At 70.7% G+C, this 22,310-nt stretch carries 20 protein-coding genes and 1 riboswitch; of the genes, 7 read left to right on the top strand and 13 right to left on the bottom strand.

Features of this window, described 5'->3' with window-relative positions:
* Positions 1–40 precede the first annotated feature (40 nt).
* A complete protein-coding gene (gene glpK, locus QC180_RS23800) occupies positions 41–1,537 on the top strand; it encodes a glycerol kinase GlpK (RefSeq protein WP_278265022.1) in 1,497 nt (498 codons plus the stop codon).
* On the opposite strand, the gene QC180_RS23795 is transcribed toward glpK, so the two are convergent.
* From QC180_RS23795 to QC180_RS23785, 3 genes are all read right to left on the bottom strand, one after another.
* Positions 1,538–1,825 carry a hypothetical protein gene (locus tag QC180_RS23795; RefSeq protein WP_278265021.1) on the bottom strand — a complete coding sequence of 96 codons (288 nt, stop codon included), beginning with the start codon at positions 1,823–1,825 and terminating at the stop codon, positions 1,538–1,540.
* Between the two features lie 187 nt (positions 1,826–2,012).
* A complete protein-coding gene (locus QC180_RS23790; RefSeq protein ID WP_474646529.1) occupies positions 2,013–3,161 on the bottom strand; it encodes an MFS transporter in 1,149 nt (382 codons plus the stop codon).
* Between the two features lie 259 nt (positions 3,162–3,420).
* Complete coding sequence (locus QC180_RS23785; RefSeq protein ID WP_278265019.1) at positions 3,421–4,653, bottom strand: NADP-dependent isocitrate dehydrogenase; 1,233 nt, start codon at positions 4,651–4,653, stop codon at positions 3,421–3,423.
* A 258-nt stretch (positions 4,654–4,911) separates the two neighbouring features.
* Positions 4,912–5,022: riboswitch (SAM riboswitch) on the top strand.
* An 80-nt stretch (positions 5,023–5,102) separates the two neighbouring features.
* Here QC180_RS23785 and QC180_RS23780 point away from each other — a divergent pair.
* Positions 5,103–6,419 carry a bifunctional o-acetylhomoserine/o-acetylserine sulfhydrylase gene (locus QC180_RS23780; RefSeq protein ID WP_278265018.1) on the top strand — a complete coding sequence of 439 codons (1,317 nt, stop codon included), beginning with the start codon at positions 5,103–5,105 and terminating at the stop codon, positions 6,417–6,419.
* Positions 6,416–7,564 carry a homoserine O-acetyltransferase MetX gene (gene metX, locus QC180_RS23775; protein WP_278265017.1) on the top strand — a complete coding sequence of 383 codons (1,149 nt, stop codon included), beginning with the start codon at positions 6,416–6,418 and terminating at the stop codon, positions 7,562–7,564. The genes QC180_RS23780 and metX overlap by 4 nt, the downstream gene beginning before the upstream one ends.
* 13 nt (positions 7,565–7,577) lie before the next feature.
* Here the strand turns inward: metX and QC180_RS23770 are convergent, their stop codons facing one another.
* Complete coding sequence (locus QC180_RS23770; protein WP_278265016.1) at positions 7,578–8,219, bottom strand: TetR/AcrR family transcriptional regulator; 642 nt, start codon at positions 8,217–8,219, stop codon at positions 7,578–7,580.
* Positions 8,220–8,364: 145 nt separating this feature from the next.
* Between QC180_RS23770 and QC180_RS23765 the strand changes: the two genes are divergently transcribed.
* Positions 8,365–9,318, top strand: a complete 954-nt coding sequence (locus QC180_RS23765; RefSeq protein ID WP_278265015.1) for an oxygenase MpaB family protein — start codon at positions 8,365–8,367, stop codon at positions 9,316–9,318.
* Positions 9,319–9,365: 47 nt separating this feature from the next.
* Here the strand turns inward: QC180_RS23765 and QC180_RS23760 are convergent, their stop codons facing one another.
* The gene (locus QC180_RS23760) at positions 9,366–9,692 is read right to left on the bottom strand and encodes a DUF3017 domain-containing protein (RefSeq protein WP_278265014.1); all 327 of its coding nucleotides are present in this window, start codon (positions 9,690–9,692) and stop codon (positions 9,366–9,368) included.
* Between the two features lie 84 nt (positions 9,693–9,776).
* Here QC180_RS23760 and QC180_RS23755 point away from each other — a divergent pair, with 84 nt between their 5' ends.
* Positions 9,777–10,241, top strand: coding sequence for a tRNA (cytidine(34)-2'-O)-methyltransferase (locus tag QC180_RS23755; protein ID WP_278265013.1), 465 nt, complete (start codon positions 9,777–9,779; stop codon positions 10,239–10,241).
* Between the two features lie 4 nt (positions 10,242–10,245).
* Here the strand turns inward: QC180_RS23755 and QC180_RS23750 are convergent, their stop codons facing one another.
* The 4 genes from QC180_RS23750 to QC180_RS23735 are packed head-to-tail and all read right to left on the bottom strand — an operon-like array spanning position 10,246 to position 15,446.
* Positions 10,246–10,470, bottom strand: a complete 225-nt coding sequence (locus QC180_RS23750) for a DUF167 domain-containing protein (RefSeq protein ID WP_278265012.1) — start codon at positions 10,468–10,470, stop codon at positions 10,246–10,248.
* Complete coding sequence (locus QC180_RS23745; RefSeq protein WP_278265011.1) at positions 10,430–11,371, bottom strand: DUF4349 domain-containing protein; 942 nt, start codon at positions 11,369–11,371, stop codon at positions 10,430–10,432. The genes QC180_RS23750 and QC180_RS23745 overlap by 41 nt, the downstream gene beginning before the upstream one ends.
* Positions 11,372–11,415: 44 nt before the next feature.
* Positions 11,416–14,937 (bottom strand): error-prone DNA polymerase, encoded by a 3,522-nt coding sequence (locus tag QC180_RS23740; RefSeq protein WP_278265010.1) that lies wholly within the window; start codon positions 14,935–14,937, stop codon positions 11,416–11,418.
* Positions 14,938–14,990: 53 nt separating this feature from the next.
* On the bottom strand, positions 14,991–15,446 hold the full coding sequence (locus QC180_RS23735) for a hypothetical protein (RefSeq protein WP_278265009.1): 456 nt from the start codon (positions 15,444–15,446) through the stop codon (positions 14,991–14,993).
* A 120-nt stretch (positions 15,447–15,566) separates the two neighbouring features.
* Here QC180_RS23735 and QC180_RS23730 point away from each other — a divergent pair, with 120 nt between their 5' ends.
* Entirely contained in the window at positions 15,567–16,523 is a 957-nt protein-coding gene (locus QC180_RS23730; RefSeq protein ID WP_278265008.1) for an SDR family NAD(P)-dependent oxidoreductase, read from the top strand.
* Positions 16,524–16,730: 207 nt separating this feature from the next.
* On the opposite strand, the gene QC180_RS23725 is transcribed toward QC180_RS23730, so the two are convergent.
* The 3 genes from QC180_RS23725 to QC180_RS23715 form a co-directional block, all read right to left on the bottom strand.
* On the bottom strand, positions 16,731–17,666 hold the full coding sequence (locus QC180_RS23725) for a sucrase ferredoxin (protein WP_278265007.1): 936 nt from the start codon (positions 17,664–17,666) through the stop codon (positions 16,731–16,733).
* 64 nt (positions 17,667–17,730) lie between these two features.
* A complete protein-coding gene (locus QC180_RS23720) occupies positions 17,731–19,299 on the bottom strand; it encodes a DNA polymerase Y family protein (protein ID WP_278265006.1) in 1,569 nt (522 codons plus the stop codon).
* A 156-nt stretch (positions 19,300–19,455) separates the two neighbouring features.
* Positions 19,456–20,202, bottom strand: a complete 747-nt coding sequence (locus QC180_RS23715; protein WP_278265005.1) for a hypothetical protein — start codon at positions 20,200–20,202, stop codon at positions 19,456–19,458.
* Between the two features lie 255 nt (positions 20,203–20,457).
* Between QC180_RS23715 and QC180_RS23710 the strand changes: the two genes are divergently transcribed.
* Positions 20,458–21,594 (top strand): serine/threonine-protein kinase, encoded by a 1,137-nt coding sequence (locus QC180_RS23710; protein ID WP_278265004.1) that lies wholly within the window; start codon positions 20,458–20,460, stop codon positions 21,592–21,594.
* On the opposite strand, the gene QC180_RS23705 is transcribed toward QC180_RS23710, so the two are convergent.
* Entirely contained in the window at positions 21,595–22,272 is a 678-nt protein-coding gene (locus tag QC180_RS23705; RefSeq protein WP_278265003.1) for a response regulator, read from the bottom strand.
* Positions 22,273–22,310: the final 38 nt, after the last annotated feature.

Raw genomic sequence — 22,310 nt, 5'->3', positions numbered from 1 at the left:
CGGGCGACCGGCGGGTGTGGACCGATGAAAGGTGGGCTCGATGACGCGACGTTTCGTGCTGGCCATCGACCAGGGCACCACTTCCAGCCGGTGCCTGGTCTTCGATCGGCACGCGCGGCTGGCCGGGATGGCGCAGCGGGCGCACCGTCAGCATTATCCCAGCTCGGGATGGGTGGAGCAGGACGCGCTGGAGATCTGGCGAACGGTCGAGAAGGTGGTGCCCGCCGCGCTGCGGGACGCCGGGATCACCGCCGAGGACGTGGCGGCCATCGGGATCGCCAACCAGCGCGAGACGACCGTGGTGTGGGATCGGCACACCGGACAGCCGGTGCGGCGGGCGATCGTCTGGCAGGACGTGCGCACCGAGGCGCTGGTCGATCGGTTACGGAAAGCGCCTGGTGCCGAACGCATTACGGAGCTGAGCGGGCTGCCGCTGGCGACCTATTTCGCCGCACCCCGACTGCGGTGGCTGCTCGACGAGGTCGATGGGCTGCGCGAGCGGGCCGAACGCGGTGACGTGCTGTTCGGGACCATGGAGTCCTGGCTGATCTGGAATCTCACCGGCGGTACGCATGTCACCGATGTGACCAACGCGGGCCGCACGCTGCTGATGAACCTCGCCACGCGGCAGTGGGACGAGGAACTGTTGCGGTTCTTCGATATTCCGCGCGCCATGCTCCCCCGCATCGAATCCTCGACCGGCGATTTCGGGACCGCCCGGGTCGTCGCGCCGGGCGTGCGGATCGGCGCCGCGCTCGGCGATCAGCACGCGGCGCTGTTCGGGCAGACCTGCTTCGCGCCCGGTGAGACCGAATGTACTTACGGCACCGGCGGATTCCTGATGATGAACACCGGGCCCGAGCTGATCCGCTCCGAGCACGGGCTGCTCACCACCATCGGCTACCAGGTGGGTCCGGAGCCGGTGTACGCGCTGGAAGGGCCGATCGCGGTCACCGGTTCACTGGTGCAGTGGCTGCGCGACATCGTCGGTCTGATCGCCACCGCGCCCGAGATCGAAACGCTCGCGAGCACGGTCACCGACAACGGCGGCTGCTACCTGGTCCCCGCCTTCTCCGGCCTCTACGCCCCGCACTGGCGCAGCGACGCCCGCGGCCTGCTCATCGGCCTCACCTCGTACGTCACCAAGGGTCATCTCGCCCGCGCGGTCCTCGAGGCCACCGCCTGGCAGACCCGCGATGTGGTCGAGGCGATGAACGCCGACGCGGGCCTGCGCGCCACCTCCCTGCGCGTCGCGGGCGGGATGGCGACCAACAACCTGCTCATGCAGACCATCGCCGACGTCCTCGACATCCCCGTCGTGCGTCCCCTGGTCACCGAAACCGTCTCCCTCGGCGCCGCCTACGCGGCAGGCCTGTCGGTCGGCTTCTGGCCGGACCTCCAGGGCCTACGCCACAACTGGAAGGTCGCCGCCCAATGGCGCCCCTCCCCCGACCGCCACTCCCGCGACACCGAATACGAAATGTGGCAACGCGCCGTCCACCTCAGCTTCGGCTGGGCCCGCCCACCCGCGACCTGATCAACCGAAGAGTTCGTCGGTACTGGTGGCGGTGACGGCCTGCGTCAACCAGGAGTTGAGCTGATCGAGATCGGTGCACTCACCGAGCACGGCGCGCTGCGCGGCCGACAACTCGAGCCCCCGTGCGGTCAGCACGGTGAGCACAGCGTGCGCGGCCTCTTCCGTACGACCTTTCGCCACGTACTTGGTGGCGATGCGACCGCGGTATTCGGGAGTGCGTTCCATCATTTCCTCCAGACGTCGACTTGCCGCGGTGGTCAACGCCTCGTCGACCAGGTCAAGATACATTTTCGCATGTTCGTCATCGGTTTCCTCAGGACGGACAGGAACGCGACCAGGACTCGCCACGGAACTCGTCGACCAGGAGCGAGAACGCCAGGGACCCATTCGTTGCGGAACAGGTCTAGCAAAGCTTCGTGAAGGTAGCTCGGCATGTGCTGCAACGTATTTCGAGGCGGGCGAGGTGTCGAATCGGTTACGGCGTGTCGGGGGCGGGGCGGCGGGCGAGCCAGACGGTGGTGGTGAAGAGGAGGACGCCTGCGATGGCTAGGGCGGCGCCTACGGCGGCGGGGGCGGTGTAGCCGAGGCCAGCGGCGATGACGAGGCCGCCGAGCCAGGCGCCTGCGGCGTTGGCGATGTTGAGGGCGGCGTGGTTGAGGGCGGCGGCGAGGGTTTGGGCGTCGGCGGCGACGTCCATGAGGCGGGTTTGCAGGCCGGGAGCCAGGGCCGCGCCGGAGGCGCCGACGAGGAAGGCGCCGAGGGCGGCGGTGACGGGGTGGTGGGCGGCCAGGACGAAACCGGCCAGGATGACGACCATGGCGAGCAGGGCGGCGAAGATGGAGCGGTCGACGCCGCGGTCGGCGAGGATGCCGCCGAGGACATTGCCCGCGATCATGCCGAGGCCGAACAGGGCGAGCACGATCGGGACGGCGCCGACGGACAGACCGGCGACGTCGGTCATGGTGGTGGCGATGTAGGTGTACACGGCGAACATGCCGCCGAAGCCGATCGCGCCGACGGCGAGGGTGAGCAGCACTTGGGGGCGGCGCAGCGCGCCGAGTTCGGTGCGCGGGTCGGTGATGGTCATGGTGGTCAGCGGCGGCACGAACCGCCACAGCGCGGCCACCGTCGCCACGCCGATGATCGCGACCACCACGTAGGCGTCGCGCCAACCGAGGTGCTGACCGAGCCAGGTCGCGCCGGGCACACCGACCACATTGGCCACGCTCAACCCGAGCATCACCGCGGCCACCGCCTTGGCCCGCTGACCGACGGGCGCGAGGGTGGCGGCCGCCAGCGAGGCGACACCGAAGTAGGCGCCGTGTGGCAGTCCGGAGACGAATCGCGCCGCGACGAGCGACCCGAAGGTCGGGGCGAGCACGGTCGCGGCATTGCCGACGGTGAACGCGGCCATCAACGCGATGAGCAGCTTCTTCCTGGGCACCCGGGCGCACAGCGCGGCGATCAGCGGCGCCCCGACGACCACGCCCAGCGCGTACGCCGACACCGCGTGCCCGGCCGTCGGCTCGCTGATCCGGAAGTCGGCCGCGATATCGGGCAGCAGCCCCATGGTCACGAACTCGGTGGTGCCGATCCCGAACCCACCCAGCGCCAACGCCAGCATCGCGGGAACGTGCCAGCTGGTGCGTGGCGCCACACGGTCGGCGGCGGAGAGGGAAGAAGTCACGCCTCCATGCAACGGCCCCACCCACCCACACGCATCCCGAGACGACCGTGAGTTACCCCACCCGGCAAGAACAGCAGTACCCGGTGAGAAGCCCACTGATCTCGAGAGAACATGGGTAACTCACCGGGTACGGACCAACTTCACCACGATGCCAGAGCTTGCCGCCCGCCTAGGGCGCGCCGCACCTGAATCTGGCCTAAATACGCGGAGAGGCGGACAGCGCGCGGGCCAGGTTGGCGTCCAAGGCGCCGAGGAATTCCTCGGTGCTCAGGTAGCCCTGATCGCCGCCGACGAGCAGCGCCAGATCCTTGGTCATCTGCCCACCCTCGACGGTCTTGATGACCACGTCCTCGAGCGCCTGCGCGAAGCCGATCACCTCGGGGGTGTTGTCCAGCTTGCCGCGGTGCTCGAGCCCACGGGTCCAGGCGAAGATCGACGCGATCGGGTTGGTCGAGGTCGGCTTGCCCTGCTGGTGCTGACGGTAGTGCCGGGTGACGGTGCCGTGTGCGGCCTCCGCCTCGCAGGTCTTGCCGTCCGGGGTGAGCAGCACCGAGGTCATCAGGCCGAGCGAGCCGAAGCCCTGGGCCACGGTGTCGGACTGCACGTCGCCGTCGTAGTTCTTGCAGGCCCAGACGTAACCGCCCTCCCACTTCATGGAGGAGGCGACCATGTCGTCGATGAGGCGGTGCTCGTAGGTCAGGCCCGCCGCGTCGAACTCGGCCTTGAACTCGGCGTCGAAGACTTCCTGGAAGGTGTCCTTGAACATGCCGTCGTAGGCCTTGAGGATGGTGTTCTTGGTGGAGAGGTACACCGGGTAGTTCTGCTGCAGGCCGTAGTTGAACGAGGCGCGCGCGAAGTCCTCGATGGACTTCTTGAAGTTGTACATGCCCATGACGACGCCGCCGTCTTCCGGCATCTTCACGACCTCGTGCACGATCGGCTCGCCGCCGTCCTCCGGGGTGAAGGTCAGCGTGACGGTGCCCGCCTCGAAGACCTTGAAGTCGGTGGCGCGGTACTGGTCGCCGAAGGCGTGGCGGCCGATGATGATCGGCTTGGTCCAGCCGGGCACCAGGCGGGGCACGTTGGAGATGATGATCGGCGCGCGGAAGATGGTGCCACCCAGGATGTTACGGATGGTGCCGTTGGGCGAGCGCCACATCTTCTTGAGGCCGAACTCCTTCACCCGCGCTTCGTCGGGGGTGATGGTGGCGCACTTGACGCCGACGCCGTGCTTCTTGATGGCGTTCGCGGCGTCGACGGTGACCTGGTCGTCTGTCTTGTCGCGATACTCGATGCCGAGGTCGTAGTACTCGAGGTTCACGTCGAGATACGGGTGGATCAGCTTGTCCTTGATGAACTGCCAGATGATCCGGGTCATCTCGTCGCCGTCGAGTTCTACGACGGTACCTTCAACCTTGATCTTGGACATGGATCTTCGTGTCCTCCTAGGATGGTGCCCTCATTGCACGGCCAGGCGAACACGCTTGTGAGCGGACCCCAGCTGTTCCAACAGACAACGTATATGCCCCGCGTTGTCGGCGGGACGTGTGGTGCAAACAAGACAAGCGTACTGCTGCCACGGACCTCACCGCGATGGGAGGGCCCGCTGTGCGGGACTGCGTGATCCAGGCTACGTTTTCCGGGGAAGTTTCCGTGTGGCACGTCGCTCCGGTTAACATGTCGGCAAGGTCATGAGTACCAGCGTCAAGCCCCGGCTCGCTGGTCGGCAACCCTCCAGTTGCGGTGGGGTGCTCCGGGTGATGACCGGGCTCTCGAAGGTCGAGGGCAAGCGCGCATCCCAGGAGGCCCCCATGTGTTGTTGTCCGTCGATCCGACCCAGTTGACGAATCCCCCGGCGCACAACCCTGGAGCACTTTCATGACCGACTCTGCCCTGCCCGAGAACTGGACCTTCGAGACCAAGCAGATCCACGCGGGTCAGGCCCCCGACGCGAGCACCAACGCGCGGGCGCTGCCGATCTACCAGACCACGTCCTACACCTTCCGCGACACCGATCACGCCGCGGCGCTGTTCGGGCTCGCCGAACCGGGCAACATCTACACCCGGATCATGAACCCCACCCAGGACGCGGTGGAGCAGCGCATCGCCGCGCTCGAGGGTGGTGTCGCCGCGCTGCTGCTGGCCTCGGGCCAGGCCGCGGAGACCTACGCGATCCTGAACCTGGCGGGCGCCGGTGACCACATCGTGTCCAGCCCGCACCTCTACGGCGGCACCTACAACCTGTTCCACTACTCGCTGCCCAAGCTGGGCATCGAGGTCTCCTTCGTCGAGGACCCCGACGACCTGGCCCAGTGGCAGGCCGCCATCCGGCCCAACACCAAGGCCTTCTACGGCGAGACCATCGCCAACCCGAGCAGCGCGGTCTTCGACATCCCCGGCATCGCCGCCGTCGCGCACGCCGCGGGTCTGCCGCTGATCGTCGACAACACCGTCGCCACCCCGTACCTGATCCAGCCGCTGGCCCACGGCGCCGACATCGTCGTGCACTCGGCCACCAAGTACCTGGGCGGGCACGGCGCGGCGATCGCCGGGGTGATCGTCGACGGTGGCACCTTCGACTGGACCGTGCGCGACGCCGAGGGCAACGCCCGTTTCCCCGGCTTCACCGAGCCGGACCCGAGCTACCACGGCGCGGTCTTCGCCGACCTGGGCGCCCCGGCCTTCGCGCTCAAGGCCCGCGTGCAGCTGCTGCGCGACCTGGGCGCGGCGGTCTCGCCGTTCAACGCCTTCCTCATCGCCCAGGGCATCGAGACGCTGAGCCTGCGGGTCGAGCGGCACGTGTCCAACGCCGAGGCCGTGGCGAAGTTCGTCGCCGAGCAGCCCGGCGTGGAGACGGTGTACTACGCGGGCCTCGAGTCCTCGCCCTGGCACGCGCGGATCAAGCAGCTCGCGCCGAAGGGCGCCGGGGCGATCGTGGCCTTCGAGCTGGCCGGTGGCGTCGACGCGGGCAAGAAGTTCGTGGACGCTCTCAGCCTCCACAGCCATGTCGCTAACATCGGTGATGTGCGTTCTCTCGTGATCCATCCGGCGTCGACCACGCACTCGCAGTTGACGCCGCAGGAGCAGCTGGCGGCCGGGGTGACTCCGGGGCTGGTGCGGCTCGCGGTGGGCATCGAGGGCATCGACGACATCCTGGCCGATCTGCGGGCCGGTTTCGCGGCGGCGACGACGTGACTGTGAGCACCGAATCGCCGATCGCCCGACCCGGTTCCGGGGTGGCCCTGCTGCCACCCCCGGACGGGCGACTCGGCGTGGTCGCCATCGGGGACGTGACGCTGGAGAACGGCGCCGTGGTCCCCGATGTGCGGCTCGCGGTGCAACGCTGGGGCGAGCTCTCGCCCACCCTGGACAATGTGGTGCTGGTCGAGCACGCGCTCACCGGTGACTCCGCCGTCATCGCCAGCCCGGACAATGCCGCGCCGGGCTGGTGGGAGGGCATGGTCGGCCCCGGTGCGCCGATCGACACCGACGAATGGTGTGTGATCGCCACCAATGTGCTCGGTGGCTGCAAGGGCAGCACCGGCCCGGCCAGCATCGCCCCCGACGGAAACCCGTGGGGCACGCGCTTTCCCGATCTGACCATCCGCGACCAGGTGACCGCCGAGGCGCAGCTGCTCGACCTGCTGGGCATCGAGCGTCTCGGCGCGGTGGTCGGCGGGTCGATGGGCGGCATGCGGGTGCTGGAATGGATGATCGGCAGCCCCGAGCGGGTGGCCGCCGCGCTGGTGCTGGCCGTCGGGGCCAGGGCCACCGCCGACCAGATCGGCACCCAGACCACCCAGATGGCCGTCATCAAGGCCGACCCGGACTGGCAGGACGGCGACTACCACGGCACCGGCCGCGCGCCGATGACCGGCATGGGCCTGGCCCGCCGCATCGCGCACCTGACCTACCGCACCGAGGGCGAACTCGATCACCGCTTCGCGAACCGGGCCCAGGGCGACGAGGACCCGTGGACCGGCGGCCGCTACGCGGTGCAGTCCTACCTCGAACATCAGGCCGACAAGCTGTGTCAGCGGTTCGATCCGGCCACCTATGTGCTGCTCAGCGAGGCGATGAACCGCCACGACATCGGTCGCGGACGCGGCGGGGTCGCCGCCGCGCTGGCGTCGACTCCGGTGCCGTGTGTGGTGGGCGGAGTCGACTCGGATCGCCTGTATCCCTTGCACACCCAGGCCGAGCTGGCCGAAGGTCTGCCCGGCTGTGCGGGTCTGGAGATCGTGCACTCCCGCGACGGGCACGACGGGTTCCTCACCGAGGCCGCCGCCGTCGCCAAGCTGCTCACCGAGACCATCCGGATGGCGCGCGAGAACCGCTGAGCCGCAGCCGTTCTCAGTTCGGTAGGCCGGACAGCAAGGTCACCACCGAGCGGACGAAATCCTGGAGCCGTTCGCGCGGATACTCCTGTGGCTCGCTCACGGCCAGGCGGCCGAGCATCTCGGCCACGGTGAGCGTCGCGTTCGCCAGCAGCGCCGCGTCCATGTTCGACCAGCGCGGCGACAGCGCGATGCCGACCTCGACCAGCGCCTGGGCCCTGGCGAGGATGTCGGCGCGCGAGGCGCGCAGCGCGGCCCGGTATTCGTCGGGGGCACTGGCCGGGGTGGCCAGGATGAGCCGCCAGCGCGTCGGATTCGCCAGCGCCAGGCCGACGAACGCCTCCACCGTCGCCGAGGCGGCGGCGACCGGATCGGCGCCGATCAGGTCGGCGGGCAGGGTGTCGGCGATCTGCGCCTGACCGCGCTCGCTCTCCCGTTCCAGCAGCGCCTCGACCAGCTCGGCCCTGGTCTTGAAGACCGTGTAGAGCACCGGTTTGCCGACCCCGGCCTCCTGGGCGACCGCCTCCATGCTCAGCTCGTGCAGTTCGGCCCGGCTCAGGACGGCGAAGGCGGCGTCGAGCAGCTGGGCGCGGCGTTCGTGCGGCGGCAGCCGCGGGGCATAGCGACGCCGGGGACGCTGCTCGTGCGTTGCGGTCACGCGGGACCTCCCTTCACCCACCGAAGGTTACCGGCCACCGGTGCCAGCAAATCCTACATAACCGTTGTATTCACTCCGCGCAATTGCTACGGTGGCGTTGTATTCACCTGCGAGGTTCGCCTCGGCACTGCAAAGGAGCATGTGCATGGCCTTCGATCCGACTTCCCTGCGCCGCGACGACTACGGCTTCTTCGGTCCGGACTCCCCCAGCTGGAAGGTGTGGTCCTCGCCGACCTCGCTGATCGGCTTCCAGCGCGCGGTCACCCTCGAGCACTTCGACCCGTACCTGACCGCCGCCGTCGCCGACTCGCACGGCATCTACGACAACCCCGCTACCCGCCTCGACCACACGCTGGCCTACTTCGTGCTGGTCGCCCTGGGTGACGGCCGCACCGCCATCCAGGCCGCCGAGCACCTGATGACCGTGCACGCCCCGATGACCGGCATCGAACCGATCAGCGGCAAGCGCTACAGCGCCAACAATCCGGACAGTCAGCTGTGGATCCACATCACCGGCTGGCACTCGGTGCTCAAGACCTACGAGACCTACGGCCCCGGTCTCACCGCCGAGGAGGAGGATCGCTACTGGGCCGAATGCGCGATCGCCGCCGAGTTGCAGACCTGCAAGCCCAGCGACATCCCGCGCTCACGCGCCGAGGTGCACGCCTACTTCGAGCGGGTCCGCCCGCGGCTGTGCGTGTCCGAACGGGCCATCGAGGGCATGCACTATCTGATGTGGACCCCGCCCAGCAAGGGCTGGCTGTTCGCGATCGGCTCGCGGCTGCTGTCGCTGGCCAGCATCCCGACCCTGCCGCTGTGGATGCGCAAGCTCGGCAGGCTGAAGGTGCCGCGCGTGGTGGATCCGCTGGTCAGGATTCCGGCGACGGTGCTGTCGTGGTTGGCGGCCCGACGCGGCAACTGGATGATCGTGCGGTTCGCGCCCTACATCGCGCCGATCACGGGCACGATCTTCGCCGCGCACGCCGCCGCGCCGGTCCCGGCGAACCCGACCACGATCACCCCGCGCGCGGCTCGCGAACTCTACGGCAGTCAGGGGCAGCGCAGTCTGTGGGACGCGACGGTGGTCGAAACCGTCTGAACCGCCGCGCGATGGGCCGGTCACGTCGTTGACGTGACCGGCCTTCGTCAGCTGACGCCCAGGGTGTTGATGGTGGCAGCCAGGAAGACGATGGCGCTGCCCAGTGCCGTCAGCGCGGCCACGTCGAAGGGCTTGCTGCGCACCGCGAGCAGCCCGACCTGCACCGTCGGCAGACACAGCCGGAAGGCCGCCGCCACCAGTGCGGCGCTGCCGAAGATGAGCGCGCCACGGCGCCAGCGATCCCAGGCCACGAACCCGACGGCGACGATGATCAGCGCGGTCACCACGGTCATCGGCAGGTGACTGCGCAGATACTGCTGCCCCGCGCTCAACCGCACCACCCGGTGCTTGCCGGTCGTCTCCGCCTTGTTCACGCCCCGATTGTTCCAGTGTCGGGCAACACCCGCACACCGGCCCTGGCTCGCCCCCGCGCGCTTCGACGGCAGTAGCCTGCTGCGGTGTTCAATGTGATGTTCCATCAGCCTGTGATTCCGCCGAACACGGGCAACGCGATTCGGCTGGTGGCGGGCACGGGCTGCGCGCTGCACCTGATCGAGCCGCTCGGCTTCGATCTGTCGGAGTCCAAGCTGCGGCGGGCCGGACTGGACTACCACGACCTGGCCTCGGTCACCGTGCACCCCGATCTGGAGACGGCCTGGGCGGCGATCGGCCCGCAGCGCGTGTTCGCCTTCACCACGCAGGCGAGCACCCGCTACACCGATATCGCCTACCAGTCCGGCGACGTGCTGCTCTTCGGCACCGAACCCACCGGTCTACCCCCCGAGGTACTCGCCGACCCCCACATCACCGACCAGGTGCGAGTGCCGATGCTGCCGGGACGCCGCTCGATGAACCTGTCCAACACGGCGGCGGTCGCGGTATACGAGGCCTGGCGCCAGCACGGCTTCCCCGACGCGGTGTAGCCCCTCAGCCGATCTCGAAGCGTTTGAAGCGGGAGGTGGCGCCCGCGGTGAGGCGGACCGCCGACTTGGCTACGCCGAAGTGGGTGGCCAGGAGTTCGATGGCGGCCTTGTTGGCCTTGCCCTCGACGGCGGGGGCGCGGACGTAGAGGGTGAGGGTGCCGTCGGCGGCGGTTTCGACGAGGGGGCCTTTACGGCTGTTGGGTTTGATCGTCGCCCGGACCGTCGGCACTGTCGGCTCCCTTCGTGCTGGTCGGTTCCGCGGGCGTGGCGGGGGCGGGCTTCGATCGGCGGCGGAAGATCGCGCGCAGCACGGCCCACAGCACCGCGCCGATGATCACGAGGAAGCCGAGCCAGGGCAGGGCCTTGCCGAGGAAGACGATCGCGTCGTGCAGCCAGTCGAGCAGCGAGTGCCAGCCCGCGACGACACCGTCCCAGAAGTTGTCGGCCTCGCCGGGGGTGCGCTCGTCGTCGGCGGTGAGGGTGATGGTCAGGGTGGACAGGGCCACCTGGTCGTCGAGGGAGCGTTTCTGCGCGGTGAGGCTGTCGAGTTCGCCCTGCCTGCTCGACAGCGCCTCCTCGGCGGCGATCAGGTCGGCGGTGTTGGTGGCGCCCGCCATGAGCGCGCGCAGCCGGTCGACGGAGGCCTGCAGGGCGCGGATGCGGGCGTCGAGGTCCTGCCACTGCATGGTGACGTCGTCGCGGTTGGTGCTCACCCGGGTGACCGTGCCGATGCCGTCGAGTCCGCTGACGAAGGCGTCGGTCTTGTCGGCGGGCACCCGCACACTGAGCACCGCACGGGCGTTGCGCTTGTCGGTGCCGGGTTGTTCGGTGCGGCTGTCGATGCGCCCGTCCACGGCGCGCACCTGGTCGGTGACGGTGGCCGCCCCGGCGATCGGATCACCGGTGGTGATGTCGACCGAGCCGGTGATCACCTCCTTGCGCGTGGGATCAGCCGGTGCCGGACTGTCTTTGGCTGGCGCGCTCTCCCGGTAGCCGGGGGCGACCGCCGCGGCGGGACCCGACACGGTCGGGGTGGCCCCACCGGAGGACTCGTCGTCCCCGCCGCCACCGCACCCCACCAGGAACAGCAGCCCGAGCAACCCGATCAGTACCACGGCAAGCTTGCGCATGGTCGCAGCGTAGTGCGTGCGGAGGCGTCGGTGGCGGGAGAATCTCAGCGGAAGTCGCGGGAGCGGGCGACGATGCGCAGGTCGAGGTGTTCGAGGTGGTCGGCGACGAGACTGGCCGCGCCCTCGGCGTTCTGGATGCGGCCGCGTACGAGCAGGGCGGTGGCGTTCTGGGCGAGGCGGCGGTAGCGCGTCCACAGGCCGACCGAGCAGACCACGTTGACCATGCCGGTCTCGTCCTCGAGATTGAGGAAGGTGACACCCGCGGCGGTGGCCGGGCGCTGCCGGTGGGTGACCGCGCCCGCGACCAGGATGCGGGCGCCGTCCTCGACCAGCAGCAGCTCCGAGGCCGGGACCGCCCCGAGCGAGTTCAGGTGCTCGCGCAGGAATTCGGTGGGATAGCTGCCGGGCGAGATGCCGGTGGCCCACACATCGGCGGCGGCGATCTCGAGCGCGCTCATGCCGGGCAGGGCCGGAGCGGCGGTGACCGGGCCGGTGCCGGGCAGCAGGTCCGCGCGCTCCCGCGCCGCCGCGCCCGCCGCCCACAACGCCGCCCGCCGGGCACTGTGCGCGTTCTCGCCGGGCCGGTCCTCCGTACGAGCGTGCCCGGTTCGACGCTGGTCGACCAGGGTGTCCAGAGCGCCTGCGGTGGCGAGGGATTCGACCTGGGCGACGGAGAGTTCGATTCGGCCGGTGAGGTCGAGCAGGGAGGTGAAGGGGCCGTGGGTGGTGCGTTCGGTGACGATGCGGTCGGCGAGGTCGGTGCCGAGGTGGCGGATGCCGGACAGGCCGAGGCGGACCTCGGTGCCCACGTTCTCCAGGGTGGGTTCGGCGCGGCTGGCATTGATGTCGGGGCCGTGCACGCGCACCCCGTGGCGGCGGGCGTCGGCCACCAGCGACTGCGGGGAGTAGAAACCCATCGGCTGGGCGCGCAGCAGCCCGGCGCAGAAGGCGGCCGGGTGGTGCAGCTTGAACCACGAGGAATAGAACACGATCGAGGCGAAGCTCTGCGAATGGCTTTCCGGGAAACCGAAATTGGCGAAGGCGTAGAGCTTCTCGTAGATGCGGTCGGCGACCTCGCCGGTGATGCCGTGCAACTCGCGCATGCCCCGATAGAGGCGCTCCTTGAGCTGCTCCATCTTCTCCGGTGAGCGTTTGGAGCCCATGGCGCGGCGCAACTGGTCGGCCTCGGCGGCGCTGAAACCGGCCACATCGATGGCCATCTGCATGAGCTGTTCCTGGAACAGCGGCACCCCGAGCGTGCGGGCGAGCGAGTGTTCCAGTGCGGGATGGTCGCAGACGGGGTCCTCCAGCCCGTTGCGCCTGCGGATGTAGGGGTGCACCGAGCCGCCCTGGATGGGGCCGGGCCGGATCAGCGCCACCTCCACCACCAGGTCGTAGAACTCGCGCGGTTTCAGCCGGGGCAGCGTCGCCATCTGCGCGCGCGATTCCACCTGGAACACCCCGATCGAATCGGCCCGCTGCAACATCTCGTAGACGGCGGGTTCGGCGAGGTCGAGCGCGTGCAGTTCGACCTTCTCGCCCTTGTGCTCGTGGACCAGGTCCATCATGTAGTGCAGCGCCGAGAGCATGCCGAGGCCGAGCAGGTCGAACTTCACCAAACCCACGACGGCGCAATCGTCCTTGTCCCACTGGAGCACGCTGCGTCCGGCCATGCGCGCCCATTCCACCGGGCACACGTCGGCGATCGGCCGGTCGCAGATCACCATGCCGCCGGAGTGGATGCCCAGATGCCGTGGCAGACCGTCGAGTTCACCGGCCAGTTCCAGGACGGGCGCGGGGATGTCGGTGCCGGTCTCGGCGGCGACCCCCGACCAGCGGCTCACCTGCTTGCTCCACGCGTCCTGCTGTCCAGGCGAAAAGCCCAGTGCGCGCGCGGCATCGCGCACCGCCGACTTGCCGCGGTAGGTGATCACGTTCGCCACCTGCGCGGCGTAGTCGCGGCCGTACTTGGTGTAGACGTGCTGGATGGCCTCCTCGCGGCGGTCGGACTCGATGTCGACATCGATGTCGGGCGGGCCGTCGCGCTCGGTGGACAGGAACCGCTCGAACAGCAGCTTGTTGGCCACCGGGTCGACATGGGTGATGCCGATGGCGTAGCAGACCGCGGAGTTGGCCGCCGAGCCCCGGCCCTGGCACAGGATGTCGTTGTCCCGGCAGAACCGGACGATGTCGTGCACCACCAGGAAGTAGCCGGGGAAGGTCATCTGCTCGATCACCGCGAGCTCGTGCTCGATCTGCCGGTACGCGGCGGGATTACGCTCCGGCGGGCCGTACCGTTCGGCGGCACCCGTCAGCGCGAGATGACGCAGCCACGAGTCCTCGTCGTGCCCGTCCGGAACCTGGAACGGAGGTAGCTTCGGCGCGATCAGTCGCAGGTCGAACGCGCACTCGCCCGCCAGGTCCACCGCGTGCGACACCGCCCGCGGATACTCGGCGAACAGTCGCGCCATCTCCGCGCCCGAACGCAGGTGCGCGCCCCCGGTGGACGGCAGCCAGCCCGCCATCTCGTCGAGACTGCCGCGCGCGCGGATCGCGGCCAGTGCCATGGCGCGACGGCGCTGCGCGGGCGCGGCGAAATGCGCGCCCGTGGTGGCCAGGACCGGGATGCCGACCCGGTCGGCCACCGCGACCAGGTGGGCATTGCGTTCGTCGTCGGTGGCGATGCCGTGGTGGGTGAGTTCGACGCTCACCCGGTCGTCGCCGAAGCGTTCGACCAGATCACGCAGGGCCGCTTCGGCTTTCGGCAGACGGGTGTCGTCGGCCGCCAGGTCCTGTTCGAGGGCGGTGCGCAGATGGCCTTTGCGGCAGCCGGTGAGCACGTGCCAGTGTCCGTCCGCCGCGGCGGTGAGGGTGTCGAGGTCGTAGCGCAGGATGCCCTTCTCACCCGCTGCCATGTGCGCGTCCGCCATCTGTCGGGACAGTCGGCGGTAGCCTTCCTGCCCGCGCGCCAGGATCAGCAGATGCGGACCGGCGGGGTCGGGAAAGCCGGTGCGCGGCATGGAGTCCGGCGCGTTCCGATGCCCGGCGCCCGGCGCGGAATCGCCCAGTGGGCGCCCGCCCGCCGACACCCCGGTTCCCGAGGTGACCCGCACTCCCCCGCGTGGAACAGAACGGCGCCGGACCGCATCCCCTCGGCCCGGCGCCGCCTCCGCATCGGTTCCCAGTGACAGTTCGGCACCGAAAACCGTGGGCATTCCCCATTCCCTGGCCGCCTCGGCGAACCGGACGGTCCCGTAGAAACCGTTGTGATCGGTGAGCGCGAGGGCGTTCAGGCCCAGCCGCACCGCCTCCTCCACCAGTTCCTCGGGCTGGCTCGCGCCGTCGAGGAAGCTGTAGGCGGAGTGGGCGTGCAGTTCGGCGTAGGGCACCGTGGGGCCGCTGGGCCGGTCCAGCGCGGCGGCACGGTACTCGCCGCGCTTGCGCGACCAGGCCGGGCTGTCGCCGCCGTCGCCGGGGTGCATGTCCTCGGCCGGGCGGGCGCTCGGCTTGCCCGAGAGCACTCGCTCCAGCTCCGACCAGGTCGGCGGACCATTGCTCCAGCCCACGCGCCCACTCCTCTCACGACCCCCGCCGCACCCCGCATCAGGCGTGGTCGCCGTCAGCTCGCGGGCAGGCGCTCCATCGAGCACGTCTCCAGCGCCGCCTCCACGTGCGCCAAACCCGAGCGGATCACCGCGCCGTAGGCATCGTTGGCGAGCACGTCGAGATGCCCGCGCGCGATGGCCAGCTGCATCCGCGCCATGTCGAAATCACCGACGCGGCGGTGACTGTCGGCCAGGTTCAGATACAGCGAGGGCAGGAAGCCGCGCAGGCCCTCGTCGAGCGGGATGCCCGGCCCGAACACCGCGGCCAGCGCCCGCTGATCCCACAGCAGCGCACCCTCCGGCAACTCCTGCACATCGGCCAGGTGATGCGCGATCACGCAGCGATGCAACGGGTCGCCGCCTTCCCCTATCTCCTCCCAGAGCCTGGTCAGCGCCGCACGCGCCGCCGCCTGGTCGAAACCGCCGAGCCGCACCGCGGCATAGATATCCGCCATCCGATCGTCCGCCATGCGAACAGTATCGCACATACGTTCGAATATTGGCGAGAGGCTCTCGAACATATTTTCGAGTCTGGCCAGGGAACTTACTTTGGAGTAAGTTAGGAGGGAACGAGCTGCAAAGGAGCAGTGATGTCCCAGGTTTCTCCAGGTGCACAGGGCCGTAGGCGGCAGCGTGAGCTGACCGACCGGCATGTCGTCATCACCGGCGCGTCGTCCGGGATCGGGCGGGCCGCCGCGCTCGCGGTCGCGAACAAGGGCGCCGTGGTCTTCCTCCTCGCCCGGCGCGGCGACGAACTCGCCGAGGTGGTCACCGAGATCACCGACGCGGGTGGGCGCGCCTACGGCTACCAGTGCGATGTCACCGACGCCGCGTCGGTCGAGGCGGCCGTGAAGGCCATTCTCGACCAGCACGGTCACGTCGACATGCTGGTCAACAACGCGGGCCGGTCCATCCGCCGCGCCATCCACCGGTCCACCGACCGGATGCACGACTTCGAGCGCACCATGGCGGTCAACTACTTCGGCGCCGTCCGGATGACCCTCGCCCTGCTGCCCCAGATGCGCGAGCGCGGGTTCGGCCACATCGTCAACATCTCCAGTGCCGGAGTACAGGTGGCCACGCCGCGCTTCGCCGCGTATCTGGCCAGCAAGGCCGCGCTGGACAAGTTCGCCGAGGTGGCCGCGGTCGAAACCCTCGCCGACGGAGTCGGTTTCACCACCATCCACATGCCGCTGGTACGCACCCCGATGATCGCGCCCAGCGGCGATCAGGGCCCGTCCGAATCCCCCGAGTGGGCGGCGGGCACCATCGTGCGCGCCCTCTCCGAACGCCCCAAGCGCATCGATGTCCCGCTCGGCACGCTGGCCGAATACGGCGGCATCATCACCCCGCGCCTGCGCGACCGCATGCTGCACCGCTACTACCGCGCACTGCCGGATTCGCCTGCGGCCAAGGGGGAATCGGTCGATGACGTGCCCGCCGAGGTACCGCCACCGCCCGCGCCCAAGCCGCGCTCGGCGGTCCGCAAAGCCACCGGTACCGCGCTGCGCCGGGCGGCACGGTGGGTACCAGGGACACACTGGTGAATCGGTCGATGACGAGCCCGCCGAGGTGCCGCCCACCCGCGCCCAAGCCGCGTTCGGCCGTTCGCAAGGCCACCGGTACCGCGCTGCGCCGGGTACCGGGGACGCACTGGTGATTCGAGCCGCTTCCGGCGCCGAGTGATCGACGGTCGGGACAAGGTGCCACGGCGCAGCGCAGGGGGCCGCGTGCGTGGCACCAGGGTCGTGCGGCTACGCCGTAGATGGCGGATCGACCTGTGCCGCAACGAGTTCCTGGACGGACACCGCCTCCAGGTAGGTGGCCGGTTTGGGGGCGGCGTGGCAGCTGGCCTGGCGGGGTGCGGCGGGGGCGGTGCGGGCGGTGACGTGCCAGCGGCGGCCGTCGCGGTGGGTGACGATGGCGGCGCCCGCGAGGGTGGGGTCGTCGGTGGGGGCCGGGTCGAGGTGGACGGTGAGGTCGTCGACGGTGGCCGGGATCTGTTCGCGGACAGCGATTTCGGCGAGCTGGGCGAGGGGCGGGTAGCAGCTGCGGCCGCGCAGGCCGGTGCACGAGACCTCGCCCGCGTCAGCGGCGGCGAGCAGGGCCCGCGCGGCGGGGACGTCGACGCGGCCGTAGGTGAGGCCGGTCGGCAGCACCACGACGGCGGGGGCGAAGCGGTGACCGCCGGTGTGCGAGGCCTCCCAGACACGGCCGGGATGTTCGGCCGACAGCGCCGCCGCGATCGGGCGGCCCAGCAGCGCGCAGCACTGGTCACGTTTGCCGTGCGCGCAGACCAGCACGAGCGGATCGTCCACGGGCGCACCGATTCCCGGGGCCGGACCGGCGGTGAGCCGCAGGTCGATATCGAAGAGTTCGCGCAGGTCGGTGATCTCGAATCGCTCGCACCAGGAACCCTCCCGTCGCGAGGCCGCCAGCAGCACGGTGCGCTTTCCGGTGAACTCGTTGCGGCCGGGTCGGCGGATCAGCGTCGGGCGGACCTTCGCGGCCGAGGTGCGCGCGGCCAGTTCGGCGGTGATCTCGGGGCCGAGCACCTGATCGCCGAGCACATCGCGCCCCCACGCCCCGGGATGCTCGACGCACAGCCAGCCGGTGACGTGCACGGCGGTGCCGGGCAACGGGAGATCGGCGGCGGCCGCCGAGCACAGCATCCCCTCGAACGGGTTCATGGCGCTCCTCTCCGCGACCGGCCGTCCAGCCGGTCGGGACGGGCACCCCAACTCTAGAACCGCGCTATTCGTAGACGCCCTCGGCGTGCCAGGCGGTGGCGTCGTGGACGAGCAGGACCGCGCGGATCTCGGTGGCGGCGGCGTCGAGTTGCACCTGGACGCGGACGGCGGGCGCGGCGGGGTCGGCCGACCACCAGCGTTCGACGACCGCCCACGGCCCCGCCCAGCCGAGCAGCGCCCATTCCTTGCGGCCCCAGCGCAGGCGGGCGGGGTCGGCGGTGAACAGGCCACGGTCGGTGATCAGCACGGCCAGGCCGTCGGCGTCGGTCAGCTGCACGACCGGGCGGTGCAGCAGGAGCAGGGTGGGGGCGGGTTCGGGGAGCACGCCCGGCCAGGGGTGGGTGGGGTCGGCGGCGGGGGTGAGTTCGTCGCCGAGCGCGATGGTGGTGACGCGTTCGGCGGGGCCGCGACCGCCGCTGAGCACACCGATGCGCACCGCCTCGCCACCGAGCAGGCCCTGCACCCGGACCAGGGCGCGGCGGGCCCGTTCGGTCTCCTCGCCCTCACCGCCCCACAGGCCCAGTTGCAGGGCGCCCGCGGCGACCACCTCGACCGGTTCCAGGGTGAGCGCGACGATGGGCGCGGTGGGGCGGGCGCGGTGGGTGAGCCAGCCGTCGAGCTGCCAGCGGACGCGGTCGGCGGTGTCGGCGGGGGTGAGCGGGCGGGCGCAGCGCCAGATGCGGGTGAGTTCCTCGCCCGCCTCGGTGCGCGCGGTCACCGCGAGGCGGGTGCAGGCGACCCCGGCCGCGGTGAGCGCGGCGTGCAGGTTGGTGGCGAGCTGGCGGCCCGCGAAAGCGGCCGCGTCGACCCGGTCGACGGGCGGGTCGCAGGCCAGCTCCACGGTCAGTTCCGGGGCGGGGGGACGCGCCGAGGGTGGGCGTTCGGGCAGGGCCCGCGCGGTGCGGTGCGCGAGGACGGCGTCGGTGCCGAAGCGCGAGGCCACCTCGGCGGGTGACAGGCGCGCGAAATCACCGATGCGGCGTAAGCCCAAGCGGCGCAACAGGTCGACCAGGTCGGCGCGTTCCGGCGCGGCCAGGCTCGGCTCGCTCGCGAGTTCGGCGACCGGCAGCGCGGCCAGATAGCGCGCGCCCTCCCCCGGTTCCACGATCGCGCCGCGCCGTGCCGCGATCACCGCCGTCGACACCGCGTCGGCGATCCCGATCTGCGCCTCGGCGCCCACCGCCGCGACGGCGTCGATCAGTCGCTCCGCCGCCGCCTCCTCCGACCCGAAATACCGTGCGGCGCCGCGTGCTCCGAGCACCACGAGGCCAGGACGCAGCACCTCCACGCCCGGCACTGTGGCGTCGACGACCTCGACCACCGGCTCGAACAGGCGCGCGTCGCGGTCCGGGTCATCGGGCACGACGACGAGTTCCGGGCAGCGGCCCTGGGCGTCGCGTCGCCGCATCCCGCGCCGCACCCCGTCGGCCCGCGCGATGGCCGAGCACGCCACCACCCGGCTGCCCCGCAGCACCGCCACCGGGCGGTCCGCCGCCACTCCCGCCACCGCCGCGGCGGCCACGGCGGGCCAGTCCGGACACCACACCGCGAGCACCCGATCACGCCCGGTCACGATGACACCACCGAATGATCCCGTGAGACACCGTGTTCCGCGCGGAATCTCTTCGCCACCCGCTCGGGATCCGGCCGCCGCGCTGTCGACGAATCCGATGCCCGGTAGCGGTCATGCGTGGCGATCGAGTTCATGCCCACGGTCGCGCGCCGGTGCTCATGACACCGCTTCGTGAAGGGCGGTGACGTCGGTCGGCTGGATGACGGAGTCGCGGGTCTGCCATTCGGTGCGGCCCGCGTGGGCGCACAGGTCCATGCGGCCGTGGCGGGGTGGGCCCGCCTTGGCGCTGACGCGGACGTCGAGGCAGACCGAGCGCAGGCGGCCGCGGCCGGTGCCGAGGCCGCGGTAGCCGGTGACGCGGGAGTCCAGGCGCAGGGTCGGGTCGGTCCAGGTGCCGCCCGCGGCGATCAGGGTGGCGCCACGGTTGCGGGCGCGGGCGGCCAGCACCCGGCACCGGGCGGGCGGCACGGCGAAGCCGTCGAGACCGAGGACCACCAGGTCGAGCCCGTCGAGCAGGACGGCGGCGACCTCGGCCGGGTCGGGGCCGGGATCGGGGATGACGGCCAGCCGGGACAGCTGGGCACCCATCTCGGCGGCCGCCAGCAAACCGAGCCGGGGCAGCCCGACGACCGCCGCGTGCCCGCCCGCGCCGGTCACCGCGGCGAGCAGACCGGTCAGCAGCGAATGCGCGCCGGAGTAGGCGACGACCGACCCCTTGGGCAATCCACCCTCGGGCAACAGCTCGGCCAGCGGCGCGGGCACTGGCAGCATCTCCCGACGAAACGGCTGGTCACGCGGGGCGCGCACGGTCGCGGACTCGCCCCGCCCCGGCACCGCGGCCATCCGCCTGCGCAACTCGTCGAGCGTGCGCTCCCGCGCACCCCGCTCCGGCGACGAACCCATCAACACCACCTACTTCCACGATGGACCCGCACCCGGGAACCACCCGGCACCGAAACTCCAGCACCGTTCCAGCTATCGATCATATTCGAATATACGTTCGATAGCGACCAGGGTGACATGCGCCCGTGCCGGGGTCTCCGGCGGGTCCGCACGGCCGGATCCGGGTGTCCGACCCCGGTGCCACAGGCCCTCGTCGGGATACCCGGGAGGGGAGATAGCGGCCAGTCAGCGGCATATTCGGCTACCCTCGCACCCGTGACCGAACGTGCTCGCCCCCATATCGGCCCCGACTATCTGGTCGCGGGTCGCTACCGCCTGCAGTCGAAGCTGGGCGGGGGTGGCATGGGTGCGGTGTGGCTCGCGACCGATCGGTTGCTGAACCGGGATGTCGCGATCAAGCAGGTGCTGTCCACGGCGGGGCTCAGCGAGGCCGAGGCCGAGCGGCTGCGCAGCGCCATGGTGCACGAGGGCCGGGTGGCGGCCAAGCTGTCGCACGAGCACGCCATCGCCGTCTACGACGTGGTGCTCGAGGCGGGCGAGCCGTGGCTGGTGATGGAGCACTTACCCTCGCGCAGCGTGGCCAAGGCGCTGGCCATGGTCGACACGCTGCCCGCGGTCGAGGTCGCCCAGATCGGCGCGCAGGTGGCCGACGCGCTCGCCGCCGCGCACGCCGCGGGCATCGTGCACCGCGACATCAAGCCGGGCAACATCCTGGTCGCCGACCGCGGCACCAGCGTCGGCCTGGCCAAGCTCAGCGACTTCGGTATCTCCCGTGGCGCGGGCGACACCGGCGACGAACCCGACGGCGTGATCACCGGCACCCCCGCCTACCTCCCGCCCGAGGTCGCGCGCGGTGCCACCCCCACGCCCGCCAGCGATGTGTTCTCCCTCGGCGCCACCCTCTACACCGCGCTGGAGGGTCAGCCGCCGTTCGGTTTCGACGACGACGAGAACGATGTCGTCACCCGGGCCGCGATGGGCCAGATCATCCCGCCCACCAGCAGCGGCATCCTCACCCAGGCGCTGCTGCACATGCTCGAGCCCGCCCCCCAGCGCCGCCCGACCATGGCCGAGGCCCGCGACGAGATCCTCACCGCCGCTTTCGGTCCCGGCACCGGCGCCTACATCCTCGGCGCCCCCCTGCGCACCGAGGACGGGACCATCCCGTCCTGGGCCGCCCGCAACTCCGCCAGCGGCCTGCGCAGCCCCCATGCCGCCCCGCTGCCGCGCCCCCAGCGCACCCCGATGACCGCGGCCGCCCCCACGGCCCCCCGCCAGCACACCGGCGGCAGCTTCATCGACAACCTCCCCAACGGCGCCCCCCTCGCCATCGGCGCGGGCGTCCTCATCGGCCTGGTGCTGCTCATCGCGATCATCATCGCGGTGATGTGATCACTCGATCCTTCGCCGGTGGGCCCAGCGGGTCAGGGCGTTGCGGTTGGACTGCTGGGTCTTGCGCAGGACGTTCGAGGCGTGGGTTTCCACCGTCTTCACCGAGATGAACAGGGTTTCGGCGATCTCGCGATAGGTGTAGCCGCGCGCGAGCAGACGCAGGACTTCCAGTTCGCGCGGGGTGAGCGAGTCCAGTTCCGGGTCGAGGGGCGGCTCGGGGACCGGGGAACGGCCGGTGAAGGAGTCCAGGACGAAACCGGCCAGGCGCGGGCTGAACACCGCGTCGCCCCCGGCCACCCGGCGGATGCCGTCGGCGAGTTCGGCGCCGGAGATGGTCTTGGTGACGTACCCGCGCGCGCCCGCCCGGATCACCGCGATCACGTCCTCGGCGGCATCGGAGACGCTCAGCGCCAGACACACCGGCCCGGCGGCGATCCCGCTCAGCACCGCGACCCCGCCGCCGTCGGGCATGTGCACGTCCAGCAGCACCACATCGGGGCGCGCGGCGTCGATCCCGGCCACCGCCTCGGCCACCGCGCCCGCCTCGCCGACGATCTCCATATCGGTTTCCCGGCTCAGCTCCGCGCGCACTCCCGAGCGGAAGACCGCGTGATCGTCGACCAGAAACACCCGCACACTCACTGACAGCTCTCCCTCATCCCGGCGACTTGCCCTCATCGGTACCACACCGACATCCCGTCGGCCCGGACCACGGT

The sequence above is a fragment of the Nocardia anocheti genome (assembly GCF_029675105.1).
Classification (GTDB): Bacteria; Actinomycetota; Actinomycetes; order Mycobacteriales; family Mycobacteriaceae; genus Nocardia.
The sequence above is the reverse complement of the archived record's forward strand: the minus strand, read 5'-3'. Positions and strand labels throughout refer to the sequence as shown.

Coding starts and splice junctions, on each gene's coding strand:
- glpK (WP_278265022.1), top strand. CDS start 41: ATGACGCGACGTTTCGTGCTGGCCATCGACCAGGGCACCACTTCCAGC.
- QC180_RS23795 (WP_278265021.1), bottom strand. CDS start 1,825: ATGTATCTTGACCTGGTCGACGAGGCGTTGACCACCGCGGCAAGTCGA.
- QC180_RS23790 (WP_474646529.1), bottom strand. CDS start 3,161: ATGCTGGCGTTGGCGCTGGGTGGGTTCGGGATCGGCACCACCGAGTTC.
- QC180_RS23785 (WP_278265019.1), bottom strand. CDS start 4,653: ATGTCCAAGATCAAGGTTGAAGGTACCGTCGTAGAACTCGACGGCGAC.
- QC180_RS23780 (WP_278265018.1), top strand. CDS start 5,103: ATGACCGACTCTGCCCTGCCCGAGAACTGGACCTTCGAGACCAAGCAG.
- QC180_RS23765 (WP_278265015.1), top strand. CDS start 8,365: ATGGCCTTCGATCCGACTTCCCTGCGCCGCGACGACTACGGCTTCTTC.
- QC180_RS23745 (WP_278265011.1), bottom strand. CDS start 11,371: ATGCGCAAGCTTGCCGTGGTACTGATCGGGTTGCTCGGGCTGCTGTTC.
- QC180_RS23735 (WP_278265009.1), bottom strand. CDS start 15,446: ATGGCGGACGATCGGATGGCGGATATCTATGCCGCGGTGCGGCTCGGC.
- QC180_RS23730 (WP_278265008.1), top strand. CDS start 15,567: ATGTCCCAGGTTTCTCCAGGTGCACAGGGCCGTAGGCGGCAGCGTGAG.
- QC180_RS23725 (WP_278265007.1), bottom strand. CDS start 17,666: ATGAACCCGTTCGAGGGGATGCTGTGCTCGGCGGCCGCCGCCGATCTC.
- QC180_RS23715 (WP_278265005.1), bottom strand. CDS start 20,202: ATGGGTTCGTCGCCGGAGCGGGGTGCGCGGGAGCGCACGCTCGACGAG.
- QC180_RS23705 (WP_278265003.1), bottom strand. CDS start 22,272: ATGAGGGCAAGTCGCCGGGATGAGGGAGAGCTGTCAGTGAGTGTGCGG.